The 19,548-nt window shown below is 55.1% G+C and carries 20 protein-coding genes; 4 read left to right on the top strand and 16 right to left on the bottom strand.

Annotated elements, in window-relative coordinates:
• Positions 1 to 11: 11 nt before the first annotated feature.
• Positions 12 to 449 carry a protein TolR gene (gene tolR, locus AB1598_09315; GenBank protein MEW6145202.1) on the bottom strand — a complete coding sequence of 146 codons (438 nt, stop codon included), beginning with the start codon at positions 447 to 449 and terminating at the stop codon, positions 12 to 14.
• 5 nt (positions 450 to 454) lie between these two features.
• Complete coding sequence (tolQ, locus tag AB1598_09310) at positions 455 to 1,213, bottom strand: protein TolQ (protein ID MEW6145201.1); 759 nt, start codon at positions 1,211 to 1,213, stop codon at positions 455 to 457.
• Between the two features lie 186 nt (positions 1,214 to 1,399).
• Between tolQ and AB1598_09305 the strand changes: the two genes are divergently transcribed.
• Entirely contained in the window at positions 1,400 to 1,918 is a 519-nt protein-coding gene (locus AB1598_09305) for a hypothetical protein (protein ID MEW6145200.1), read from the top strand.
• On the opposite strand, the gene ruvB is transcribed toward AB1598_09305, so the two are convergent.
• The 5 genes from ruvB to AB1598_09280 all read right to left on the bottom strand — a co-directional run bounded on the left by ruvB (position 1,915) and on the right by AB1598_09280 (position 5,954).
• Positions 1,915 to 2,937, bottom strand: coding sequence for a Holliday junction branch migration DNA helicase RuvB (ruvB, locus tag AB1598_09300; protein ID MEW6145199.1), 1,023 nt, complete (start codon positions 2,935 to 2,937; stop codon positions 1,915 to 1,917). The two genes, AB1598_09305 and ruvB, sit on opposite strands and share 4 nt — an antisense overlap.
• 79 nt (positions 2,938 to 3,016) lie before the next feature.
• Positions 3,017 to 3,604, bottom strand: a complete 588-nt coding sequence (gene ruvA / locus AB1598_09295; GenBank protein MEW6145198.1) for a Holliday junction branch migration protein RuvA — start codon at positions 3,602 to 3,604, stop codon at positions 3,017 to 3,019.
• Positions 3,582 to 4,133: a crossover junction endodeoxyribonuclease RuvC gene (gene ruvC, locus AB1598_09290; protein ID MEW6145197.1), complete on the bottom strand. Its 552-nt coding sequence runs from the start codon at positions 4,131 to 4,133 to the stop codon at positions 3,582 to 3,584. Before ruvC ends, ruvA begins: the two co-directional genes overlap by 23 nt.
• Position 4,134: 1 nt before the next feature.
• Positions 4,135 to 4,884 carry a YebC/PmpR family DNA-binding transcriptional regulator gene (locus tag AB1598_09285; protein ID MEW6145196.1) on the bottom strand — a complete coding sequence of 250 codons (750 nt, stop codon included), beginning with the start codon at positions 4,882 to 4,884 and terminating at the stop codon, positions 4,135 to 4,137.
• A gap of 92 nt (positions 4,885 to 4,976) precedes the next feature.
• The gene (locus AB1598_09280; protein ID MEW6145195.1) at positions 4,977 to 5,954 is read right to left on the bottom strand and encodes a hypothetical protein; all 978 of its coding nucleotides are present in this window, start codon (positions 5,952 to 5,954) and stop codon (positions 4,977 to 4,979) included.
• 299 nt (positions 5,955 to 6,253) lie between these two features.
• On the opposite strand from AB1598_09280, the gene rho reads away from it, so the two are divergent.
• Together rho and ggt are read left to right on the top strand one after the other, a co-directional pair.
• Positions 6,254 to 7,570 (top strand): transcription termination factor Rho, encoded by a 1,317-nt coding sequence (gene rho, locus AB1598_09275; GenBank protein MEW6145194.1) that lies wholly within the window; start codon positions 6,254 to 6,256, stop codon positions 7,568 to 7,570.
• Positions 7,571 to 7,739: 169 nt separating this feature from the next.
• The gene (gene ggt / locus AB1598_09270) at positions 7,740 to 9,464 is read left to right on the top strand and encodes a gamma-glutamyltransferase (GenBank protein ID MEW6145193.1); all 1,725 of its coding nucleotides are present in this window, start codon (positions 7,740 to 7,742) and stop codon (positions 9,462 to 9,464) included.
• Here ggt and nadA read toward each other — a convergent pair.
• The 7 genes from nadA to trxA form a co-directional block, all read right to left on the bottom strand.
• Positions 9,461 to 10,417, bottom strand: coding sequence for a quinolinate synthase NadA (gene nadA, locus AB1598_09265; GenBank protein ID MEW6145192.1), 957 nt, complete (start codon positions 10,415 to 10,417; stop codon positions 9,461 to 9,463). The genes ggt and nadA overlap by 4 nt on opposite strands.
• Positions 10,418 to 10,454: 37 nt before the next feature.
• Positions 10,455 to 11,300, bottom strand: coding sequence for a carboxylating nicotinate-nucleotide diphosphorylase (nadC, locus tag AB1598_09260; protein ID MEW6145191.1), 846 nt, complete (start codon positions 11,298 to 11,300; stop codon positions 10,455 to 10,457).
• A gap of 48 nt (positions 11,301 to 11,348) precedes the next feature.
• Positions 11,349 to 12,950, bottom strand: a complete 1,602-nt coding sequence (gene nadB, locus AB1598_09255; GenBank protein MEW6145190.1) for an L-aspartate oxidase — start codon at positions 12,948 to 12,950, stop codon at positions 11,349 to 11,351.
• 42 nt (positions 12,951 to 12,992) lie between these two features.
• Entirely contained in the window at positions 12,993 to 15,641 is a 2,649-nt protein-coding gene (gene glnD / locus AB1598_09250) for a [protein-PII] uridylyltransferase (protein ID MEW6145189.1), read from the bottom strand.
• A 48-nt stretch (positions 15,642 to 15,689) separates the two neighbouring features.
• Positions 15,690 to 16,343 (bottom strand): O-methyltransferase, encoded by a 654-nt coding sequence (locus AB1598_09245; GenBank protein MEW6145188.1) that lies wholly within the window; start codon positions 16,341 to 16,343, stop codon positions 15,690 to 15,692.
• Complete coding sequence (locus AB1598_09240; GenBank protein ID MEW6145187.1) at positions 16,340 to 16,906, bottom strand: cob(I)yrinic acid a,c-diamide adenosyltransferase; 567 nt, start codon at positions 16,904 to 16,906, stop codon at positions 16,340 to 16,342. Before AB1598_09240 ends, AB1598_09245 begins: the two co-directional genes overlap by 4 nt.
• Before the next feature lie 128 nt (positions 16,907 to 17,034).
• Entirely contained in the window at positions 17,035 to 17,358 is a 324-nt protein-coding gene (gene trxA / locus AB1598_09235; protein ID MEW6145186.1) for a thioredoxin, read from the bottom strand.
• Positions 17,359 to 17,548: 190 nt separating this feature from the next.
• On the opposite strand from trxA, the gene AB1598_09230 reads away from it, so the two are divergent.
• A complete protein-coding gene (locus tag AB1598_09230) occupies positions 17,549 to 18,250 on the top strand; it encodes an LON peptidase substrate-binding domain-containing protein (protein MEW6145185.1) in 702 nt (233 codons plus the stop codon).
• Between the two features lie 2 nt (positions 18,251 to 18,252).
• Here AB1598_09230 and AB1598_09225 read toward each other — a convergent pair whose 3' ends face one another.
• Positions 18,253 to 19,044, bottom strand: coding sequence for an alpha/beta fold hydrolase (locus AB1598_09225; GenBank protein ID MEW6145184.1), 792 nt, complete (start codon positions 19,042 to 19,044; stop codon positions 18,253 to 18,255).
• A gap of 3 nt (positions 19,045 to 19,047) precedes the next feature.
• Positions 19,048 to 19,479, bottom strand: coding sequence for a Holliday junction resolvase RuvX (gene ruvX, locus AB1598_09220; GenBank protein ID MEW6145183.1), 432 nt, complete (start codon positions 19,477 to 19,479; stop codon positions 19,048 to 19,050).
• Positions 19,480 to 19,548 lie beyond the last annotated feature (69 nt).

Genomic DNA, 19,548 nt, shown 5'->3' with positions numbered 1-19,548 from the left:
CTCACCGCTGGTCATTGCTTCGGAACAGGCTCCGTGATGAGCCCGATCTTCTGTACCCCCGCGTTTCTTATCTCCGACATCACTTCGACGACCGTGCCGTAAGGGACGCTTGAATCGGCTCTCAGGAAGACGTCCTCGTCCGTTAAACTCTTACCCCTCTCGGCCATGAGCTTCCTTACCTCTATCCGGAGCTGGTCGAGCGAGTACCGCTCCTTTTCGATGAATATCTCCCCGCTCGCGTCGAGCGTGACGACGACCTTCCTCTCACGGTCGAGCGAAGGCATGGGACGGGACTCGGTCTTCGGCAGGTTCACGTCCACCCCCTGGTAGAGTATCGGGGTCGTGACCATGAATATGACGAGGAGAACGAGCATCACGTCCACAAAGGGCGTCACGTTTATCTCCGACATCACCGAGCGTCCGTTATTCTTGCCGGTCTGCATTCCCATGCGTCTTACACCTTCTTAATATACCTGTCCACGATGTTGAGGAACTCCGACGAAAAGTTTTCCATTTCTATGTCTATCCTCTTCACCCTGCTGATGAAATAATTGTACGCGATAACGGCCGGTATAGCCGCCGCAAGACCTATTGCGGTGGCTACGAGCGCCTCGGCGATGCCGGGGGCGACTGCCTGAAGCGTTGGGACGCCCTGGCTCCCCGCGAGCCCTATGAAGGAGGTCATTATCCCCCAGACAGTGCCGAAGAGGCCTATAAACGGCGCCGCGCTTCCAGTCGTCGCGAGGAATATGAGCGAGCTTTCGAGCTTGGCCGTCTCGGAAGCCATGGTCCTCTTTAGCGCCCTTTCGACGAGCTCCACCACGCCTAACTCGTTCACGATCACTTCCGGGTTAGTCCTCGACTCGGGGCTCTGAGCCGCCCCGCTCGCCCGTCTCAGCTTCAAAATCTCCGTATACCCGGCCCTGAATACCTCCGCTATCGGCCCTCCGATGTGCTTGGTCGAGGAGTAGAGGTTCCCGAAGTTGCCGCTCGCATTATAGAGCTCGAGGAACTTCTCCGACCTCTTTGCCGCCCTTTTCAGGACAAAGGCCTTGGAAAATATTATCGTCCACGAGATCACCGACATGATCAAGAGGAGAAGCAGCACGACCTTCACGACAGGACCCGCGTCCGTGATTAGGTTCGTGATTTTTATCTGACCGGACCCGTTATATGTCTGAGCCTCTAACAATAGATATATCCAGTTTGTCATCTGTGCTGACCCGCTGATAAGTTGGATTTAGGGTTTGAATGAAAATCAATGCTTCTGATTATTACGAATGAGCTGCATTTAAGATTCCGTATTAAGTTTTCCATACTTACAAACTAAAATCAAATAATATTCGCGACAAAATCCTCATATCCGGGAGTTTGCCGGAGCTTCGGCCCGGAGTGTATAATGGTAGTCTCGATAACAAAGGGGGAGTTGAAACCCCCTGAATTCAAAGGGAGGCCGTATAAAACAATGAAAAAGGGAGCGATGTCCATGTGCCTCACGGCGGCGCTGCTGATTGTAACGGCTTCTTTCGCAGGAGCCGCGGAGGAGAGGTACAGGGTCGTGATCGAGGAGAGCTATTATGTGGTGAAACCCGAGAACAGGGAAAAGTTCCTCGAGATTTACAGGGAGAAGCTCTATCCGTTCTGGAGCGAGATGCAGAAGCGGGGGATCATAGTCGACGAGTACAGGCTCTACACGCAGCGCGTGCATACGCTCGAGCCGCTCTGGACGTATAAGACGGTCGTCAGATTCAAGAACTACGAGTCGATAGACATGTGGCTCGAGCTCAGGGACGAGGTCTATAACGAGCTCTTTCCCGGGGGCGGAGGATATGAAAAGCCGAGGAAAGAGCTCGATCTCATCACGGAAGAGCACTGGGACGAGTTCATAAGGGAGCTGCCGCTCAATAAGGTGAATTAATCCCCGAAGAGCCCTTTCTGCATGCGCGGCGCAGCAATGTTCAAGTGGGAATACGCAAGCGGCGTGACGACCCTCCCCCTGGGAGTCTTGGCTATTAGTCCCTGCCGTATTAAGAAGGGTTCATAGACGTCTTCGATCGTGTCCTTGTCCTCGCTCACGGCGGCCGCTATTGAATCTATGCCTACGGGCCCTCCCCTGAACTTCCCGATTATGGTCTCGAGGATTGCCCTGTCCAGGTTATCCAGCCCGAGGGGGTCCACCTCGAGCATCTGGAGCGCCGAGGCCGCTACGCCGGTGTCGATCACCCCGTCCGCCCTGACCTCGGCGAAGTCTCTGACCCTTTTCAGGAGCCTGTTCGCTATGCGGGGGGTGCCGCGCGCGCGGCAGGCGAGCTCGGCCACACCTTCGGGCGTAATCTCCACTCCCAGTATGCCTGCAGACCTTTTAAGTATCTCCTCGATTTCGCTCGAGGTATAATAATCGAGCCTTAGATCGACGCCGAACCTCGACCGTAGAGGGGACGTCAATAAGCCAGTCCTGGTCGTGGCACCTACGAGCGTAAACCTGTTCACAGAGACCTTCATGGACTTCGCAGTAGGCCCGTCGCCTATCATGATGTCTATCTTGTAGTCCTCCATCGCCGAATAGAGGTATTCCTCGACTATGCGGTTGAGACGGTGTATCTCGTCTATGAAGAGCACGTCCCTGTCCTCGAGGTTGGTAAGGATTGAAGCGAGGTCGCCCACCCTCTCTATAACGGGGCCGGACGTGGCGTAAATCCTGACCCCCAGCTCGTTCGAGACGACGTGAGCGAGTGTCGTTTTCCCGAGGCCGGGCGGGCCGTAGAGGAGCACGTGGTCGAGAGCTTCGCTTCGTCTCCTTGCGGCTTCGATGAAGATCTCGACCTTTTCCTTGACCTTGGCCTGGCCGAGATAGTCTTTAAGCCGCTCGGGCCTGAGGTTCCTGTCGAGGAGCGATTCGTCTTCCCTGTCTTTCGGGCTCAGAAGCCTCTCCGCCATTACATGCTCCGTCAATCGAGAGTCTTTCTAATTATAAATGAACAGAAGCTCCATAGAAATCCGGCCTGGAAATACAAGTTCAGACCTTCCTCATCACCTTGAGCGATTCCCTCAGCGCAGTCTCGATATCGCTCTCGCCTGAGGCGATGCGCTCGATCTCGGAGACGCGCTCGTCGATCTCGGCCCTTTTATAGCCGAGATTGAGGAGGGCGGATACGACGTCTTCGAGTATGCCGGTTCTCTTCACCGATTCTTCGTGTGCGCCGAGCTCCGAGACCTTGTCCTTGAGCTCCGTCGTCAGTCTCGAAGCGAGCTTGGGCCCTATGCCCGGTATTTTCTTCCTGTCGAGCTCCCCGGAAGAAAGAGCGGAGGCGAACTCGGCAGGCGTGATGTAGGAAAGTATATTGGTGGCCACCCTCGGACCTACCCCCGCGACGCTTATAAGGAGCGTGAACACGGCGCGCTCGTCCTCAGTATGGAAGCCGAAGAGCTCGATCGACGAGTCCTTCATGCTTGTATGGATCTTCAATTCGGTTTCGCCCCCCGTCTCGGGGAGCCTGTAATAAGTGGATAGCGGCACCGTGACGCCGTAGCCGACGCCGTTCACGTCGACTACCACCTTCCCGAGAGACTTATGTGCAACCTTACCCCTTAGAAGGGAGATCATTTAGTGTAAACCGCCTCCTCCTCTTCCGCGGCTCTGTGAACTCCTTGCCCAGCCTGGACTCGATGCGTGAGAGATTTATATGGCAGAGCGCTACCGCGAGCGCGTCGGAAGCGTCCTCCGTTTCGAATTCGGATACGCCGAGTATCATGGAGAGCATACTCTGCACCTCACTCTTGTTCGCCCTCCCGCTCCCGGTGAGCGCGAGCTTGACCTTTGTCGGGGTGTATTCGAATATCGATATCCCGGAATTCGAAGCCGCGAGCAGCGCAACACCTCTCGCCTCCCCGAGCTTTATCGCGCTCTTGGCGTTTTTCGCAAAGAATATATCCTCGACGGACATCGCCTCGGGCGAATGCTCGCCTATCACTTTTATAAGAGACTCGTATATTATCTTTAACCTTTGGTAGAGGGGAAGGCCGTGCCCCGGCGTTATGCTCCCGCTCGCCAGATGCCTTATATCCCCGCTCCGGGACTCGAGGACCCCGTAACCGCAAACCCTCGAGCCGGGGTCGATTCCGATCACCTTCATATCAGGACGCCAGGCTCAGCATGAGCTCTTCGGAAACGTCGAAGTTCGAATATACGTTCTGGACGTCGTCGCTGTCTTCAAGCGCCTCCATGAGGCGGATCATGTTCTCGGCTTCCCTGCCTTCTATCTTGATGCTGTTCTGAGGGATCATAGTGACCTCCGCGGTCTCGTAGCCGAGGCCCGCGCTCTGTATCGCGGACTTGACCGTTTCGAACGCGTCGGGCGGGGTGATGACGACGAGCTCGCTCTCTTCGGTAACGACGTCGTCCGCTCCGGCGTCGAGGGCGATCTCGAATACCTTGTCCTCGTCGACCTTGTTTTTATCGAACGCGATCCTTCCCTTCATGTGGAACATCCACGAGACGCATCCCGATTCCCCGAGGCTCCCGCCGTACTTCGTGAAAATCCTCCTGATATCGGAGACCGTCCTGTTCTTGTTGTCGGTGAGTGTCTTGACCAGAACCGCGCTTCCGCCGGGCCCGTACCCCTCGTAGGACAGCTCATGGTACTCTTCCCCGCCCATTTCGCCCGTACCCCGCTTTATAGCCCGGTCTATCGTATCGTTAGACATGTTCTGGCTCTTGGCAGCCGCAATGGCGGTCCTGAGACGGGGGTTTGCTTCGGGGTCCCCTCCCCCGTGCTTTGCGGCAACGGTCAGCTCGCGGATAAGCTTCGTGAAGACCTTACCCCTTTTCGCATCGACCGCCGCCTTTCTGTGCTTGATATTCGCCCATTTTGAATGGCCGGACATGATTACATCACCTCTCTTCCGAGTGTTTAAATATAGTATATAAGAATTCTAAGACATTGGATAATGATTGGCAAGAGCATCTCTAAACTCCGCTATCTGACCCTCCTGACCGTAACCGTAAGGGGCTGAGCGCCTCCGATTTTTGTCGTAATCGTCGAGACGGTAGCCCCCTTGTTAATCTCCCCCACGGTCAATATCTTGGTAGACGGGTCTATCACCTGACCCGTGAGTGAGCTGAAGTCGAACCTTATTTCCGCGTCGTCCGGAAGACCGAACACCTCGGCCGTGATAGGAGCGGGCGTGTCTATATCCGTTTCGGATACGATTATGTTATACCCCCAAGCCTGAATATCGGAATTTATAAAAGTGCCGCCCGGCTCCTTGAGGCTCACCCTCATCGTCCCTTCTTTATTTACGACGGTAGCCGGGAGGTCCTGGAACTCGACCGCGGCCTGGTCAGGCTTCATGGCGACGATGCTTCCGTTTATGAACTTGTTATCCGCGTTGTTGAGAACGCCCAACTCGACCTTGCTCGGCTCGAGTATGTTCATGCTCGGGAAGGAAAAAACAGTGCTCAGATACCCGAACTCTATGACGAGCTTCTTTATGGATTTCAACTCTCCTCCCGAGGGTGCGGGAGTTTCGGCGGGTTTCGAAATCTTCAGTATGCCCTCGTCGCCGGACACTATCACCCCGTAGGCGCCCGCGGCAGTCCCGGGGAGGCTGAACTTCCTCCAGCCGTCGGTCATGATCCTGACCTCTATGTCCACCTTCTGCCCTATGAGCCCGTTCTTGTCTATCGTCCTCACCGTGGAGACCTTTCCCGTATAGAGGGGGTTTATGAATATCTCGCCGTCAAGCGACGTGAGCTCGACTTCCGTGTACCTGGGCGGCGTCTTCGATGTGGCGTTGTCGGAGTCGTCTCCGCCTTGGGCCAGGAGCGCATCGCCCCTGCCGTCGCGGGCCTTACCGGCACTGAAGCCTCCAGCCGAGAGCGCATCAGGCCCCGCGTAATATGCCGCAAGCAGAGCGAGCGCCAAAAATACTGTAAAATTAGATATGCGTTTCATAACACCCTCTGTTCAAAACATATTTTTCTCTATTTGCGGAATCCGGAGCCGCCCCGTCAAATTTTGATTATAGCATAAAGAGCCGGGTTTGTTTAACATAAGCGTGACAACAAACCAGGCCGCGGGATTTATTATTACCGAAAAATCTCACTTGACAAAACACACGTTTGACTGGCATAATAATGTTGTCTAATACTTTTATAGCAACTCAACGAGAACTTACACTCATTTCCATAAATTCGTAAAGTGACAATTGCTGTAAATTCCTAAAAAAATAATGAGTCAAGGACTTATAACACATGGCTAGAGCAACCAAATTACGGGAAAAACCCGAAGAGAAGGAAGTTTTGTCGGAAGAAAGTCATTTCCTCCACCTGAACGACATCAGAAACAAGAAGAGCGCGGAGCTCATGAAGATGGCGAGGGACCTCGAGATCGACGAGACCTCGCGCATGACGAAGCAGGACATCATCTACGCTATCCTCAAGGCCCAGAGCGAAAAAGAAGGGGTCATATATGCCGAGGGCGTGCTAGAAATTCTGTCCGAGGGGTACGGGTTCCTCAGGTCTCCCAAGTACAGCTATCTGCCCGGACCCGACGACATCTACGTTTCGAAATCCCAGATACGCTCTTTCAACTTGAAGACCGGAGACACCGTGGGCGGGCAGGTAAGGCTGCCCAGAGAAGGCGAGAAGAACCTGGCGCTCCTCAAGATAGAAGAGGTGAACTTCGATTCTCCCGAAGTATGCAGGGAAAGAGTCGCTTTCGAAAACCGTGTCCCCCTTCACCCCGACCAGAAGCTGATGCTCGAATACGACGCAAACGATTTCTGCACGAGGGTGCTCGACCTGTTCATCCCTATCGGTATGGGCCAGAGGGGTTTGATCGTGGCCCCGCCGAGGACGGGTAAAACGATACTGCTCCAGAGGATAGCTAACGCTATAACCAGGAACCACCCCGACGTCGCCCTCATAGTGCTCCTTATCGACGAGCGCCCGGAGGAAGTAACGGATATGGAGCGTTCGGTCAACGGGGAAGTAGTCAGCTCGACGTTCGACGAGCCGCCACAGAGACACATCCAGGTGGCCGATATGGTGCTCGAAAAAGCGAAGAGGCTCGTGGAGCACGGTAAGGACGTCGTAATCCTGCTCGACAGCTTGACGAGGCTCGCCCGCGCGAGCAATACCGTTACGCCCGCGAGCGGCAGGGTGCTCTCGGGAGGTATGGAGGCGAACGCGCTCCAGAGGCCGAAGAGGTTCTTCGGCGCCGCCAGGAACACCGAGGAGGGCGGAAGCCTGACTATCATCGCCACGGCCCTGATAGATACGGGCAGCAGGATGGACGAGGTCATATTCGAAGAATTCAAGGGAACAGGCAACATGGAGGCCTACCTCGACAGGAGGCTCGCCGACAAGAGAGTATTCCCTGCGCTCGACCTCCAGCGCTCGGGCACGAGGAAAGAAGAGCTCCTGCTTCCGGCAGACGTGCTCAACAAGGTATGGCTGCTCAGAAAAGTCTTGAGCCCGATGAACACCGTCGAAGCTATGGAATTCCTCCTCGACAAGATGAGCGGAACGAAGTCGAACAAGGAATTCTTCAACATGATGAACCAGTAATTCCGGCTTGGTCTGCACAGCCGCCGTAATTCATCTTCAGCAACCAGACTGAATAAACTCTATTGAAAATGGAAGGGGCATGCCGCACTCTTTTGCGGATGGATATTCCTTCATCGAGAGGGCCCGTGAACCGATGATAAGCCTGAAGGAAAAATTTTCACAGGCTCGCTTGTTTCATTTACCGGGCCTGATATTCCTGACGATTCTTTTTTTATACCATGCGCCGGTCGCCGCAGGTGAGACGCATCCGGCGTTCGACCCGGAGGCGCGGTTCCATCCCGCGTACGCGCTGGAGGGAATGGTCGTGTCGGAGAGCGAATACGCGACAAAGGCGGGACTAGAGGTGCTGAGGGAAGGTGGGAACGCCGTTGACGCAGCCGTTACGGTCGGTTTTACGATGGCGGTCACCTACCCGAGGGCGGGGAACCTCGGCGGGGGAGGCTTCATGCTGATTTATCTCACTGGAGCGAAGGAAGCGGCGGCGATAGACTACAGGGAGAAAGCCCCTCTCGCGGCGCGGAGGGAGATGTATATCAATGACAAAGGGGAGGTCGACGAGGAGAAGTCACGCCGCAGCATAATCGCCTCGGGCGTGCCGGGCACCGTAGCGGGACTCGCGCTTGCGCTTGAGAAGTACGGCACTATATCGCTCGAAAGGGCCCTCAGACCCGCTATAGAGCTTGCCGAAAAGGGGTTCCCTGCTGACGAAGAGCTCGTGAGGTCGCTTTCCGGCGCCAGGGACAGGATTAATGCGTCTCCCGAAAGTATGAAAGTATTTTTTAAGGACGGCGGCGTGAGCTATGCCCAGGGCGAGCCGCTCGAGCAAAAGGACCTGGCGCGTACCCTCAGGCAAATAGCCGAATCGGGCCCGGACGCGTTTTATGAAGGAGAGGTGGCTGAAAAGATAACCGGGTTCATGAAAGCGGAAGACGGCCTCATAACGAAGGAAGACCTCGCGTCCTACGAGGCCGTCGTCAGAAAACCCGTCCGGGGAAGTTACAGAGGGTACGAGATATATTCCATGCCGCCTCCGAGCTCGGGCGGAGTGCTCTTAATAGAAATGCTGAACATGCTCGAAAGGTTCCCGCTCGGCACATACGGCAACAATTCCGCAAGGGCGATACATATAATGGCAGAGTGCATGAAGCTTGCCTTCGCAGACCGCTCGGTTTATCTGGGCGACCCGGACTTTTACGAAATTCCGGTTTCACGCCTCACTTCGAAAGAATACGCCCGTAGCATGAGCGCGAGGATAGACCCGGAAAGGGCGACTCCGAGCGGCGAAATCTCCCCGGGCAGTCATGCTCCCCGCGAGGGAGGTAGCACTACACACTTCTCCGTGATAGATAAATGGGGGAACACCGTCTCGAACACCTACACGCTCAACTTCAATTACGGCTCCGGGATCATGGTTCCGGGGACGGGCATACTGCTCAACAACGAAATGGACGATTTCTCGATCACGCCCGGCACTCCTAACGCATACGGCCTGACGGGAGGCGAATATAACGCGCTCGCTCCGGGAAAGAGGATGCTGAGCTCGATGACTCCGACGATAGTGCTCAAAGGCGGGAAGCCGTTTTTGATCACCGGCAGCGTCGGGGGCAGCCTCATCATCACGACCGTCCTGCAGATACTGACGAACGTGATCGATTTCGGGATGAACGTATCAGAAGCGACAAATGCAGTGAGAGTGCATCACCAGTGGCTGCCCGACGAGTTGAGAATTGAGAAAGGGCTGAGCGCGGATACCGTAAGATTGCTCACGGAGATTGGCCACAAGGTGGTGACGGGCGATACGATGGGGAGCGCGCAGAGCATAATGAAGTCAGGGGATTTTCTATACGGAGCGACCGACCCGAGGAGGCCCGGAGGGCTTGCGGAGGGGTATTAGGCCGTTATCTCTAGCATACGATCTATGGACTTCTTAGCTTTTAAAGCGACGTGCTCGGGAACTTTCACTTCGTAGACTTCTTCCCTGAGCGACCTGAGAACTTTTTCAAGCGTAATCATCTTCATGTACTTGCAGACCGCGTTTTCCCTCGCCGGTAGGAACGTCTTGTCGGGATTGTCTTTCCTAAGCTTGTAGAGCATCCCGGTTTCGGTCGCGATGATGAACTCTTTTGCCTGAGACTCCTTCGCGAATTTTATCATGCCGCCCGTCGATAAGAATTTAATGTGGCCGTTCCCGTTGGCAGAAGAGCCGTTCAGGCCCTGGTAAAGAAGATTCGTCGTGCATCCGCACTCGGGGTGGACGACGAGCTCGGCGTCCGGATGCGTGTGCTTCATTTCTTTCAAATCCTCGGTCCTAATTCCCGCATGCACGTGACATTCGCCCGGCCAGACGTGGATTTTCCTCCCCGTGACCTTGGCCGCATAAGCGCCTAAGAACATGTCCGGGAGGAAGAGTATCTCTTTATCCTCGGGGACGGCGCTCACTACTTTGACGGCGTTTGAAGACGTGCAGCAGTAGTCGCTCTCGGCTTTCACCTCTGCAGTCGTATTAACGTAAGAAACAACGACAGCGCCGGGATGCTCCTTCTTCCATTCCCGGAGCTGGTCGGCATTTATCGTATCCGCAAGAGAGCAGCCCGCGCCGAGATCGGGGAGGAGCACTTTCTTTTGCGGGGAGATTATGGAGGCGGTCTCCGCCATGAAATGCACCCCGCAGAATACGATGATATCCGCCTCTGTTTTGGCGGCCATCTGCGAGAGCGCGAGCGAATCGGCCGTAAAATCCGCAACGTCCTGCACCTCGGGCACCTGGTAGTTGTGCGCGAGTATAACGGCGTTCTTTTCTTCCTTAAGTCTTTTTATCTCTTCAGATATTTGGTCGTAGCCTTCCATTCATACCTCAACTTACCTACATCATTAATAAAATTAATTATACCACATAGAGCCCTATATCTAAAGCCGAGGCCGAGTGGGTAAGGGCCCCCACCGATATAAAATCCACCCCTGTCTCCGCCACTTCCCTCACGTTCCTGAGGGTAATCCCGCCCGAGGCCTCGACGAGCGCATTCCTGTCTATGAGACGGACCGCCTTTCTCATCTCGGCAGGGTTCATATTGTCGAGCATAATTATATCTGCGCCGGCTATGAGCGCTTCCTTCACCTGCTCGATATCCGAGGTTTCGACCTCTATCTTGTATTTCTGCCTGTACTTCTTGCGTACGGCCGCGACCGCGTCCCCTATACCGCCCGCGATCTTTATGTGGTTGTCCTTTATCAAGACCCCGTCGAAGAGACCGAAGCGGTGGTTGTATCCGCCCCCCGCGGAAACCGCGTATTTATCGAGTATGCGGAGGCCGGGAGCCGTCTTCCGCGTGTCGAGAACCTTCACTGGGAGACCCTCGACCGCTTTCACGTATTTCGACGTGAGGGTCGCTATACCGGAGAGCCTTTGAAGTATATTGAGTGCGAGCCGCTCGCCCGACAGCAGCGCCCTCGTGCCCCCGTTTATTTCCGAGAGGATATCGCCCGGCTTTATGTCCTCGCCGTCGCTGATGTTGTCCACGCACACGACCGTCGGGTCGAGTTTCTGAAAGACGCGCTTGGCTATCGGGAGCCCGGCGATCACCCCCTTTGCCTTGGCGCGAATGACAGCCCTCGAGTCCTCCTTCTCCGTTGCGAGCGAGTTCGTGGTGATGTCGCCGTCACCAAGGTCTTCCCTGAGTGCGTATTCTATGATGCGGTCTACGCGGCTGAAATCAAGCTCTATTCTTTTCATGCGTCGAACGTCTGCGCCGGATCATCCCCCGGTAACATACTATACCTTTCATACCGGTATAGCGGCAGGCTCCTCTCCCTTCCTCAATATAATGTGCTTCCTCCATCCGGGGTCCTCAGCGGGAAAGTCCTCTCTTATATGCACGCCCCTCGATTCCTCCCTCAGGAGAGAAAACCGTGTGATGATCGTAGAGACATCGAGAATCATCTTTAATTTCAGCCTGTGGTAGCCTGAGAGCTTGTCGAGACCCGCCGTCAGCATACCGAGCTCCGCGAGGGCTTTATCAAGGTTTTCCTTGTTCCTCACTATGCCGACGCGTCTGTTCATTATACGCGAAGCCCGGGTCTTTAGCTCCCCGAACAATCCCTCCTCCGAAACTGAAACCCGGTAGATCGCGGGGTCGATATCGGCGGCAGGCGCACTGTAGCGGGCTTGAGGCATACCCCTTGCGCCGTCAACCGCGCGCCTGGCGAATACCACGCATTCGAGGAGCGAATTGCTCGCGAGCCTGTTGGCGCCGTGCACGCCGGTGCAGGCGACCTCGCCGCAGGCGAAGAGGCCTTTTATGTTCGTCTCCCCCGAGAGCCCCGTCCTCACCCCACCGATCGTGTAATGAGCGGCAGGGGCGACCGGGACGAGGTCCGAGGTCATGTCCGTCCCGTATGCCAGGCAGGCATAGTAGATATTCGAAAACCGTGCTTTGATGTAGTCCGGATCGAGGTGCCTCACGTCGAGATAGACGTAATCCCTGCCCGACTTTTTCATCTCCATGTATATAGCGCGCGATACGACGTCCCTAGGCGCGAGCTCCCCGAGCTCGCTGTAGTTATGCATGAACCGCTTTCCCCCGTAGTCAAGCAGGTGCGCCCCTTCCCCCCGCACGGCTTCCGATATGAGGAAGCTCGCTCCGCTCTCGTTGTAAAAAGCCGTCGGGTGGAACTGAACGAATTCCATATCGGCGATCTCCGCCCCGGCTTCGTAAGCAAGCGCTATACCCTCGCCTGTCGCGCCTTCGGGGTTTGTCGTCCTCTCGTAAAGGGCGCATGCCCCTCCTGTCGCGAGTATCGTGGACTTCGATATAAACGCGACGGGGCTCATATTGCCGTCTATAGCCAGCGCTCCCCCGCACCGGGACCCGTCCGAGAAAAACCCCATGACACCCGTGCTTTCGAACTTTCTTATGGATTTGTTGCTCTCGACCGCGGCGATCAGGAATTTGACCATCTCCCGACCGGTCGAGCTGCCGCCCGCGTGGAGCACGCGCCTTCTGGTATGCCCGCCCTCGAGCCCGAGCTCGAGCCCTTTCTCTCCCGTATCGAACTTCATACCGAGCTTCATGAGGTCTGTCACGCGGTCCTTGCCCTCATTAACCAGAACCGTGACGGCGTCCGTGTCGTTCAGCCCCCTGCCGGCCCTGAGCGTGTCTTCTATATGGAACCACGTCGAATCTTCGGGATCGACCACGGCCGCTATCCCCCCCTGGGCCCAGTAGGAATTACTCTCCTCGACCGTCGATTTCGTGAGGAGGGTGACGCTCCCGAAGCCGGAAGCGTAAAGGGCAGCATACAGGCCCGCGAGACCGCTCCCTATTACGAGAAAATCCGAATGTATCTCCCTTATGTCCTGAGCGTCCGCTCGAGATATGCTCATATCCGGCCCTTGTTTCTTCTGAAATGATATATGAACAGACCCTTACCCGGAAGTCATCGATTCCAGCAAAGCGGTTTTTATTTCTTCTATCCTGTCCGGATCGGTAATTTTCTTGTGATTCAAATCGACCACGTAAAAAGCGTCGACCACCTGATCGACCTTGGTCGAGATCTTCGCGTATTCGATCGAGAGGCCGAGGTTCTTTATAGTCTTCGTTATATCGTAGAGGAGCCCCGCCCTGTCGTACGTAATCACGTCTATTACGGTAGCGGCGTCGGAAGATTCGTTGTCGATCATGACCCTCGTCGGATACTGCGGTATCGCCTTGCTGTAAAGGGGCTTCTCCTGTCTCCTTCTGGCGACGAGCACCTCGACGTCCGTCTTCCCGGTGAGCACCTGATCCAGATTATCCCTCAGCTTGTCCCATACCTCCTCCCCTTCTTTCACGGACTGGCCGAGCTTGTTCACGTAGAAGACGTCGAGAATCCTGCCGTCCTTCCTCGTCGTTATGCGCGCTCCGAGCACGTTAAGTCCCGTCGCCCTGATGACCCCGCAGAGCTTGGAGAAAATCCCGGGCTCGTCGAATCCCCAGAAGGTAAATTCGTTGTACTCCTCGTGAGGGTAAAAAAGCACGTCCATCCCCACCGCGTCCCTCGATTTCTCGATGAGGCCGACGTGGTAGGCGATCTTCCTCGCTGAGAATCCGAGGAAATAGGATTCGGGCATGGTCTCGAGTATAGCCTTTACGCTCTTCCTCGATACCTTGCTGCCGAGAATCCTCACGACCTCGTCGATCACCCTCTTCTGCCTCGCGAGCGGGTCTTCCCCTTTGAAGTCTCCTCTTTCGAGGACCTTTGCGGTCCTGATGAAAAGCTCCTTAAGCAGCATCCCCTTCCAGTTAGTCCACACGTCGGGGCCGACCGACTTTATATCGGCGAACGTCAGCAGATAGATGAGAGAGAGGGTTTCGAGCGTTTTCACGGCCTTCGCGAACCTCACTATGAGGCTGTAGTCGTGTATGTCCCTCCTCTGCGAGAAGTGAGACATCAAAAGGTGGTTTTTGACGAGGAACTCGAGCTGCTCGGTCTCGGTCGCATTAAGCCCCATCCTTTTCGCGATCTTGGGAATCATCGCCGCCCCTTTCTCCGCGTGGTCCTTCCCTTCCCCCTTGCCCATGTCGTGAAAGAGGCACGCGAGGTAGAGCACGTGTCTGCTCAATAATGATTCGGCTGTTTTCGTGAGGAGGGGGTGCTCTTTCTCGTATTTATAGTTGAGCAGGTTCTCGATCTCCCTCACCATGAATATGGAGTGGACATCGACGGTGTAGACATGGTAGGCGTCGTGCTGGACCATGCATACTATCTTTCCGAACTCCGGGATATAATAGCCCAGAAAACGGAGCCTGTTCATTTCAAAAAGCGTATCGGCGACGTTCTTACCCTTCTTGAGGAGCCTCAGGAACGAAGCGTTTAACTCGGGGTTGGCCCTCACGCTCTCGTCCATGCTGGTGACGCTCACGTTCTCCCTTATGAGGTCGAGCAGATAATTGCTGAGCTTAACCTGATACTTGTCGGCATACTCGAATGCCCTCATCAGGTTAGCCGGGTTGTCCTTGAAAATGTTGATGTTGGATGCCGAAAGCATTCCGCCCTGTATGATAAAGCCGTTATCGAGAGCGACCGTTTTCGCGCTCCTGAGACCGGACTTATGCCCCATGATGCATTTTTCTATGAGCCTCTTCGACTGCTCCCTGAGCTCGTTCCCGCGTAGGTAGTATATCCTCATGAACCTCTCTACAGCCGGGAGCTCGCCGTCCTTGAAGCCCAGGAACCTGGCGACCTTTTCCTGAAATTCGAAGCCGAGCCTGTCTTCCCTCCTGCCGGCGAGGTAATGGAGCTCGGACCTGATGAGGAGGAGAAAATTCAGGCTCTTCTCGAATATCCTGATCTCGTTCTCCATCAGTATCCCCTTGGGAAGAAGGTCGGAAAAATTCTTGACCTTGAACTTTGCCTGAGCGATCCAGAGGGCGTAATGAATATCCCGGAGACCGCCTTCGCCTTCTTTCACGTTGGGCTCGAGGAGATACACCGACCGTCCGAACCTGTTTATCCTCTGCTCGTTCTCCCTGATCTTGCTCTGGATAAACTTATGCGAGATCGTGGGGAGGAGCTGACAGTAGAGTTTTTTATCCAGGTCCATGTAGAGCTGCTCGTCGCCGCATACGAACCTGCTGTCGAGGAGCGACGTAAGTATAGTAGTATCGTCTTCCTGGGAGAGCTCTATGCACTCGTCGATCGTCCTCACCGAATGGCCTACCTCGATACCCAGGTCCCAGAGGAGGTACAGGAGCTTCTCCGTGGCCTCTTTCGCGAGAGTCTTGTTGCGCGGCTTATAGAGGAACATGATGTCCACGTCGGAATACGGACAGAGCTCGTTCCTGCCGTAACCTCCGAGCGCCGCGACGCAGACGTTCCTGAAATCGTTGAACCCCAGCTCGGAAAGCGCCTGTTTTATCAGCTTGTCCACGATATCCGATCTCTTTTTCGCAAGCATGCTCCCGGACAGGGCCTTGTTGTGCTTCGCCTTCTGCTCATGGTACGCCATGAGCTCCATGTTCTTCCTGGCGAGCCTGTCCTTGAGCGTCCTCACGAGAGCGCTCTTTCCCATAACTATGTCTGCAGCTTTGCTCATGCCGTTACCTCTATCGTTATATTACACCTATATTTAAGTATCCCGGTATCACTGCGTTTTCAAGCTGACGGAAATACCGTCCCTGAGCGGAATAATCGCGGTGAAGAAACCGGTCTTGGACAGGAGGAGCCGTGTAAATTCCCTAACGCCTTCCGTACCGGGGGAGCTGTCACCAGATAACACCCTCCCCGACCAGAGCACGTTGTCGGTTATGAAAATACCGCCCTTCCGTAATTTTTCATATGCGGTGTCAACGACAAGCGGATAATACTCCTTGTCTATATCGTTGAATATAATGTCGAACTCGCCCTTTGATTCATCGAGTATCCTGACCGCGTCACCCGTCCGTATATCAAGCCTGTGTCTCAAGCCGGCCCTTGCGAAGAAGTCATCGGCCGCGCGAGCGTTCTCAACCGACATATCAGTATATACGACCGACCCGCCTTCGCCCACGGCTTTCGCGAACCAGTAAGCCGAATAACCGAAACCCGAGCCGAGCTCGAGCACTCTTTTCGCATTTATCATAACCGCGAGCTGGAAGAGGAGCCTGCCGACGAGAGGCCCGACTATGGGGAATTCGCTCAGCCTCGCACGCTCCTCCATCTCTTCCAGAACCTTATCCCCGGCGGGCGTCAGGGACTCGATGTATGCTTCTATTTCAGGGTTGACTATGTATGAATCCCTATCCGATGCCCGTTTCATTTTCTCCCGAACTCTGCGTACGTTTCGCTGAACTCGTTCTCCCTGTTCTCTATCCTAGCCATAACGAAAAGCAGGTCAGATAACCTGTTCAGATAAATGAGGACATTCTTCCCCGCCTCGGCCCCTTCCTCCTCAATAAGTCTGGCGACCTTCCTTTCGGCCCTCCTCGCCACGGTCCTCGCGAAATGGAGGTGCGCGCCGCCGGGCTTCCCGCCCGGAAGTATGAATTCCTTAAGCGGCTCGAGGCCCGACAACAGCTCGTCTATCGCAGACTCGAGCGCCGATATCCTGTCATCGTTTATCCTCGGAACGTCGAGGCCGGGAGGACTTGCGAGATCGGCGCCCACGATAAAGAGGTCCTTCTGAAGGGTTTCGAGAATACCGCCGAGCCTCTTGTTGAGCACGACGGTACGGGCAAGCCCGAGCGCCGCATTGAGCTCGTCCACGTCCCCGTAGGCGTCCACCCTCGGGGAAGCCTTGCTCACTCTCATACCGCCCACGAGCGATGTAAGCCCATCATCGCCTGTTTTTGTGTAGACCTTGGTTATCCTCTTCTTCGCCACGCTGAAATTCTAACCGACCGGCCGGGGCGGTTCAAACCGGGAAGAGACGGATCATCTTGCGATTGTCATTATATATGTAGATATACGCACCGCGGGTTACGGACGGGCGGGACCCGGAGGGGGGCCAGCTAAAGCGCGCTCTCGATCACGTCGGTGATGTGCTTTTTGGGGAGGGCCCCCATAAGCCTCTCAGCGGGGCTCCCTTCCTTGAAAATTATCATGGTGGGGATGGCCCTTATCCCGAAGGCGTGAGCCTGTTTGGGATTCTCGTCGACGTTGAGCTTGGCGATTTTCACCCGGCCCTCGTAGTCGGCCGCGATCTCTTCTAGGGTCGGCGCGATTGCGCGGCACGGACCGCACCACTCGGCCCAGAAATCGACGAGAACCGGCAGCTCAGATTTAAGCACCTCTTCCTCGAAATTGTCATCTGTAATATGCACCGTTTTTCCCATATTCGAGCCTCCTGTCAAAATGTAAACATAACACCATATTAGATAAGCTTACCGTAAAAAAGATTCGGCTCCCTGAAAACCGTGCCCACAAAACGGGGCCCCGGGCCGGAAGAGAGTGCGCCGAATAAAACCGGGACGCATATGCTATACTAAATAAAAGGCGTTTATTCCATGCCCGGAATTTAGTGTTATGGACCTGTCCTCACTCGACCTTAAAGACGTATGCAACCTCACGGAATTTTCGGGAACGATACCGCTCTTCCCGTTGTCGACGGTCGTATTCTTCCCCAATACCCTCCTTCCCCTACACGTATTCGAGCCCAGATACAAGCAGATGGTACATGACGTGAGCCGGTCGGAAAGGATCATAGGTATGGCGTTACTTAAGCCCGGATGGGAGTCGAACTACTACGGCAATCCGGAGGTGTTCGACGTCGTGGGGATGGGGAGGATAGTAAGCTCGGAGACCTTCAAGGACGGCAGGATCAACATAGTCCTCTACGGGCTGAAGAGGGTGAAGATCCTCGAGATAACGAAAGAGATACCCTACAGGACCGCCCGGGTCGAGATAGTCGAGAACATGCTCTGCGCACGCGAAGAAACGTACAGAAGCAAAATCGAAGAGCTGATAACAAGATGGAATTTCGGACTCGGCGAGAAGCAGAAGGCCCACAGGATAAACATCAACACGAGGCTCCCTCTCGAAAGCCTGACGGACGCGCTCGCGACGCTCATCTTCCCGAACGTCTTCGACAAGCAGTCGCTCCTCGAGGAGCCCGACGTAAGGAAGAGAGCCGAGGTAATCATTAAAGACCTGCAGACGAGGCTCGATATAATTTCAGTGACATCTAGAAGAAGAAACGGGATAATCGACAAGAGGAACCTCAACTGAGGCTACTCGTCGAGCAGAAACCCGAGGACGAGACTGTCGGCCTCTTCCTGTCTCTCCCTCCAGAAACCGTGGCCGACCCCTTCAAACCCTTTTAATTTCGACCCCCTGATGAGCGCGGCAAGCTCCCTCGTGCGCTTGGGCGAAGTGGTCATGTCAGACTCCCCCATCATTACCAGCGTCGGGGCTTTTATCTTGTGAAGTAAGTCGGTCGTATCGTGCCCTTCCACGGCGTAACTCTGACCGATATATCCCTTCAGCGCATCCGGGTTCTCGGCTATGGCGTCGACTACGCCGCCGAGCGAGCCTATGTTCTTCTCTATGTATTCACGCGTGTAGCCGAGATAGAGGGCCATGATCCATACGGCCTTCATCCCGACCTTGGACGCGATCTCCCTGCCCATCCTCAATATAAGGTTCCCGACTTCGTCTCTCGAAGCGGAGGAGCAGCCCATGACCAGCTTACCGACCTTTTCGGGATACTTTATAGCGAGCCACTGGCCTATCATTCCACCCATGGATTTTCCTACGATGTGCGCGGTCTCTATGCCGAGCGCATCCATAAGCTGAGCGGCGTCGTCGGCCATGTCTTCGGTCGTATAACCCGCCTCGGGCTTCTGAGACCTGCCGGCGCCCCTGTTATCGAACACGACCACCTTGAAGTGTTTCGAATATATAGGCACCTGCGTCGCCCAGCTCTCGACCTGGCTGCCGAGGCCCCCGATGAGCACGACAGGATACCCTTCCCCGTGTACCTCGTAATATATGTTCATACCGTTAGCCAGAGCATACGGCATCGTTCATTGATCCCCCTTCTTCTGAGACCTCTTCGATTCGAGGTACTCGGCTAGTATATATACGGCGGCCATTTTGTCTATCACCTTCTTTCTCTTCTTCCGCCCTACGTCAGCGCCTATGAGAAAACGCTCGGCGTCGGCTGTTGAAAAACTCTCGTCCCAGTAAGTGACGGGGATGTTGAAGGCGTCCTTTAATATCCCGGCGAACCTCATTATCTCCTCCCCCCTTTTACCCACGCTGCCGTCGCTCCTGTAAGGGACGCCTACGAGGAGCTCCGAAGGAGAATACCGCTCGATGATCCTGCCGAGCTCCGCCATATCGTGCTCGATATCCTTTCTGCGTAACGTAGCGACCCCGTTCGCCGTAATCCCGAGCTCGTCGCTTACGGCGACGCCTATTGTCTTGGTACCTACGTCTAGGGCTAATATCCGCATTGACCGTCCGCGTATCATTAAAATTGCCAATATAGCGAAACCGCTGCCGCATAATGATGAAGCCAGATT

The organism is Thermodesulfobacteriota bacterium, assembly GCA_040754335.1.
Lineage (GTDB): Bacteria > Desulfobacterota_D > UBA1144 > Nemesobacterales > UBA2774 > 2-12-FULL-53-21.
Note: the sequence above shows the minus strand (reverse complement) of the source record. Positions and strands in the feature narration are given on the sequence as shown.

Coding starts and splice junctions, on each gene's coding strand:
- nadC (MEW6145191.1), bottom strand. CDS start 11,300: ATGAAAAGAATAGAGCTTGATTTCAGCCGCGTAGACCGCATCATAGAA.
- AB1598_09280 (MEW6145195.1), bottom strand. CDS start 5,954: ATGAAACGCATATCTAATTTTACAGTATTTTTGGCGCTCGCTCTGCTT.
- tolQ (MEW6145201.1), bottom strand. CDS start 1,213: ATGACAAACTGGATATATCTATTGTTAGAGGCTCAGACATATAACGGG.
- ruvA (MEW6145198.1), bottom strand. CDS start 3,604: ATGATCTCCCTTCTAAGGGGTAAGGTTGCACATAAGTCTCTCGGGAAG.
- ruvC (MEW6145197.1), bottom strand. CDS start 4,133: ATGAAGGTGATCGGAATCGACCCCGGCTCGAGGGTTTGCGGTTACGGG.
- trxA (MEW6145186.1), bottom strand. CDS start 17,358: ATGGGAAAAACGGTGCATATTACAGATGACAATTTCGAGGAAGAGGTG.
- tolR (MEW6145202.1), bottom strand. CDS start 449: ATGGGAATGCAGACCGGCAAGAATAACGGACGCTCGGTGATGTCGGAG.
- nadA (MEW6145192.1), bottom strand. CDS start 10,417: ATGGAAGGCTACGACCAAATATCTGAAGAGATAAAAAGACTTAAGGAA.
- AB1598_09245 (MEW6145188.1), bottom strand. CDS start 16,343: ATGAAACGGGCATCGGATAGGGATTCATACATAGTCAACCCTGAAATA.
- AB1598_09225 (MEW6145184.1), bottom strand. CDS start 19,044: ATGCCGTATGCTCTGGCTAACGGTATGAACATATATTACGAGGTACAC.
- rho (MEW6145194.1), top strand. CDS start 6,254: ATGGCTAGAGCAACCAAATTACGGGAAAAACCCGAAGAGAAGGAAGTT.
- ruvB (MEW6145199.1), bottom strand. CDS start 2,937: ATGGCGGAGAGGCTTCTGAGCCCGAAAGACAGGGAAGACGAATCGCTC.
- AB1598_09230 (MEW6145185.1), top strand. CDS start 17,549: ATGGACCTGTCCTCACTCGACCTTAAAGACGTATGCAACCTCACGGAA.
- nadB (MEW6145190.1), bottom strand. CDS start 12,950: ATGAGCATATCTCGAGCGGACGCTCAGGACATAAGGGAGATACATTCG.
- AB1598_09285 (MEW6145196.1), bottom strand. CDS start 4,884: ATGTCCGGCCATTCAAAATGGGCGAATATCAAGCACAGAAAGGCGGCG.
- ruvX (MEW6145183.1), bottom strand. CDS start 19,479: ATGCGGATATTAGCCCTAGACGTAGGTACCAAGACAATAGGCGTCGCC.
- AB1598_09305 (MEW6145200.1), top strand. CDS start 1,400: ATGGTAGTCTCGATAACAAAGGGGGAGTTGAAACCCCCTGAATTCAAA.
- glnD (MEW6145189.1), bottom strand. CDS start 15,641: ATGAGCAAAGCTGCAGACATAGTTATGGGAAAGAGCGCTCTCGTGAGG.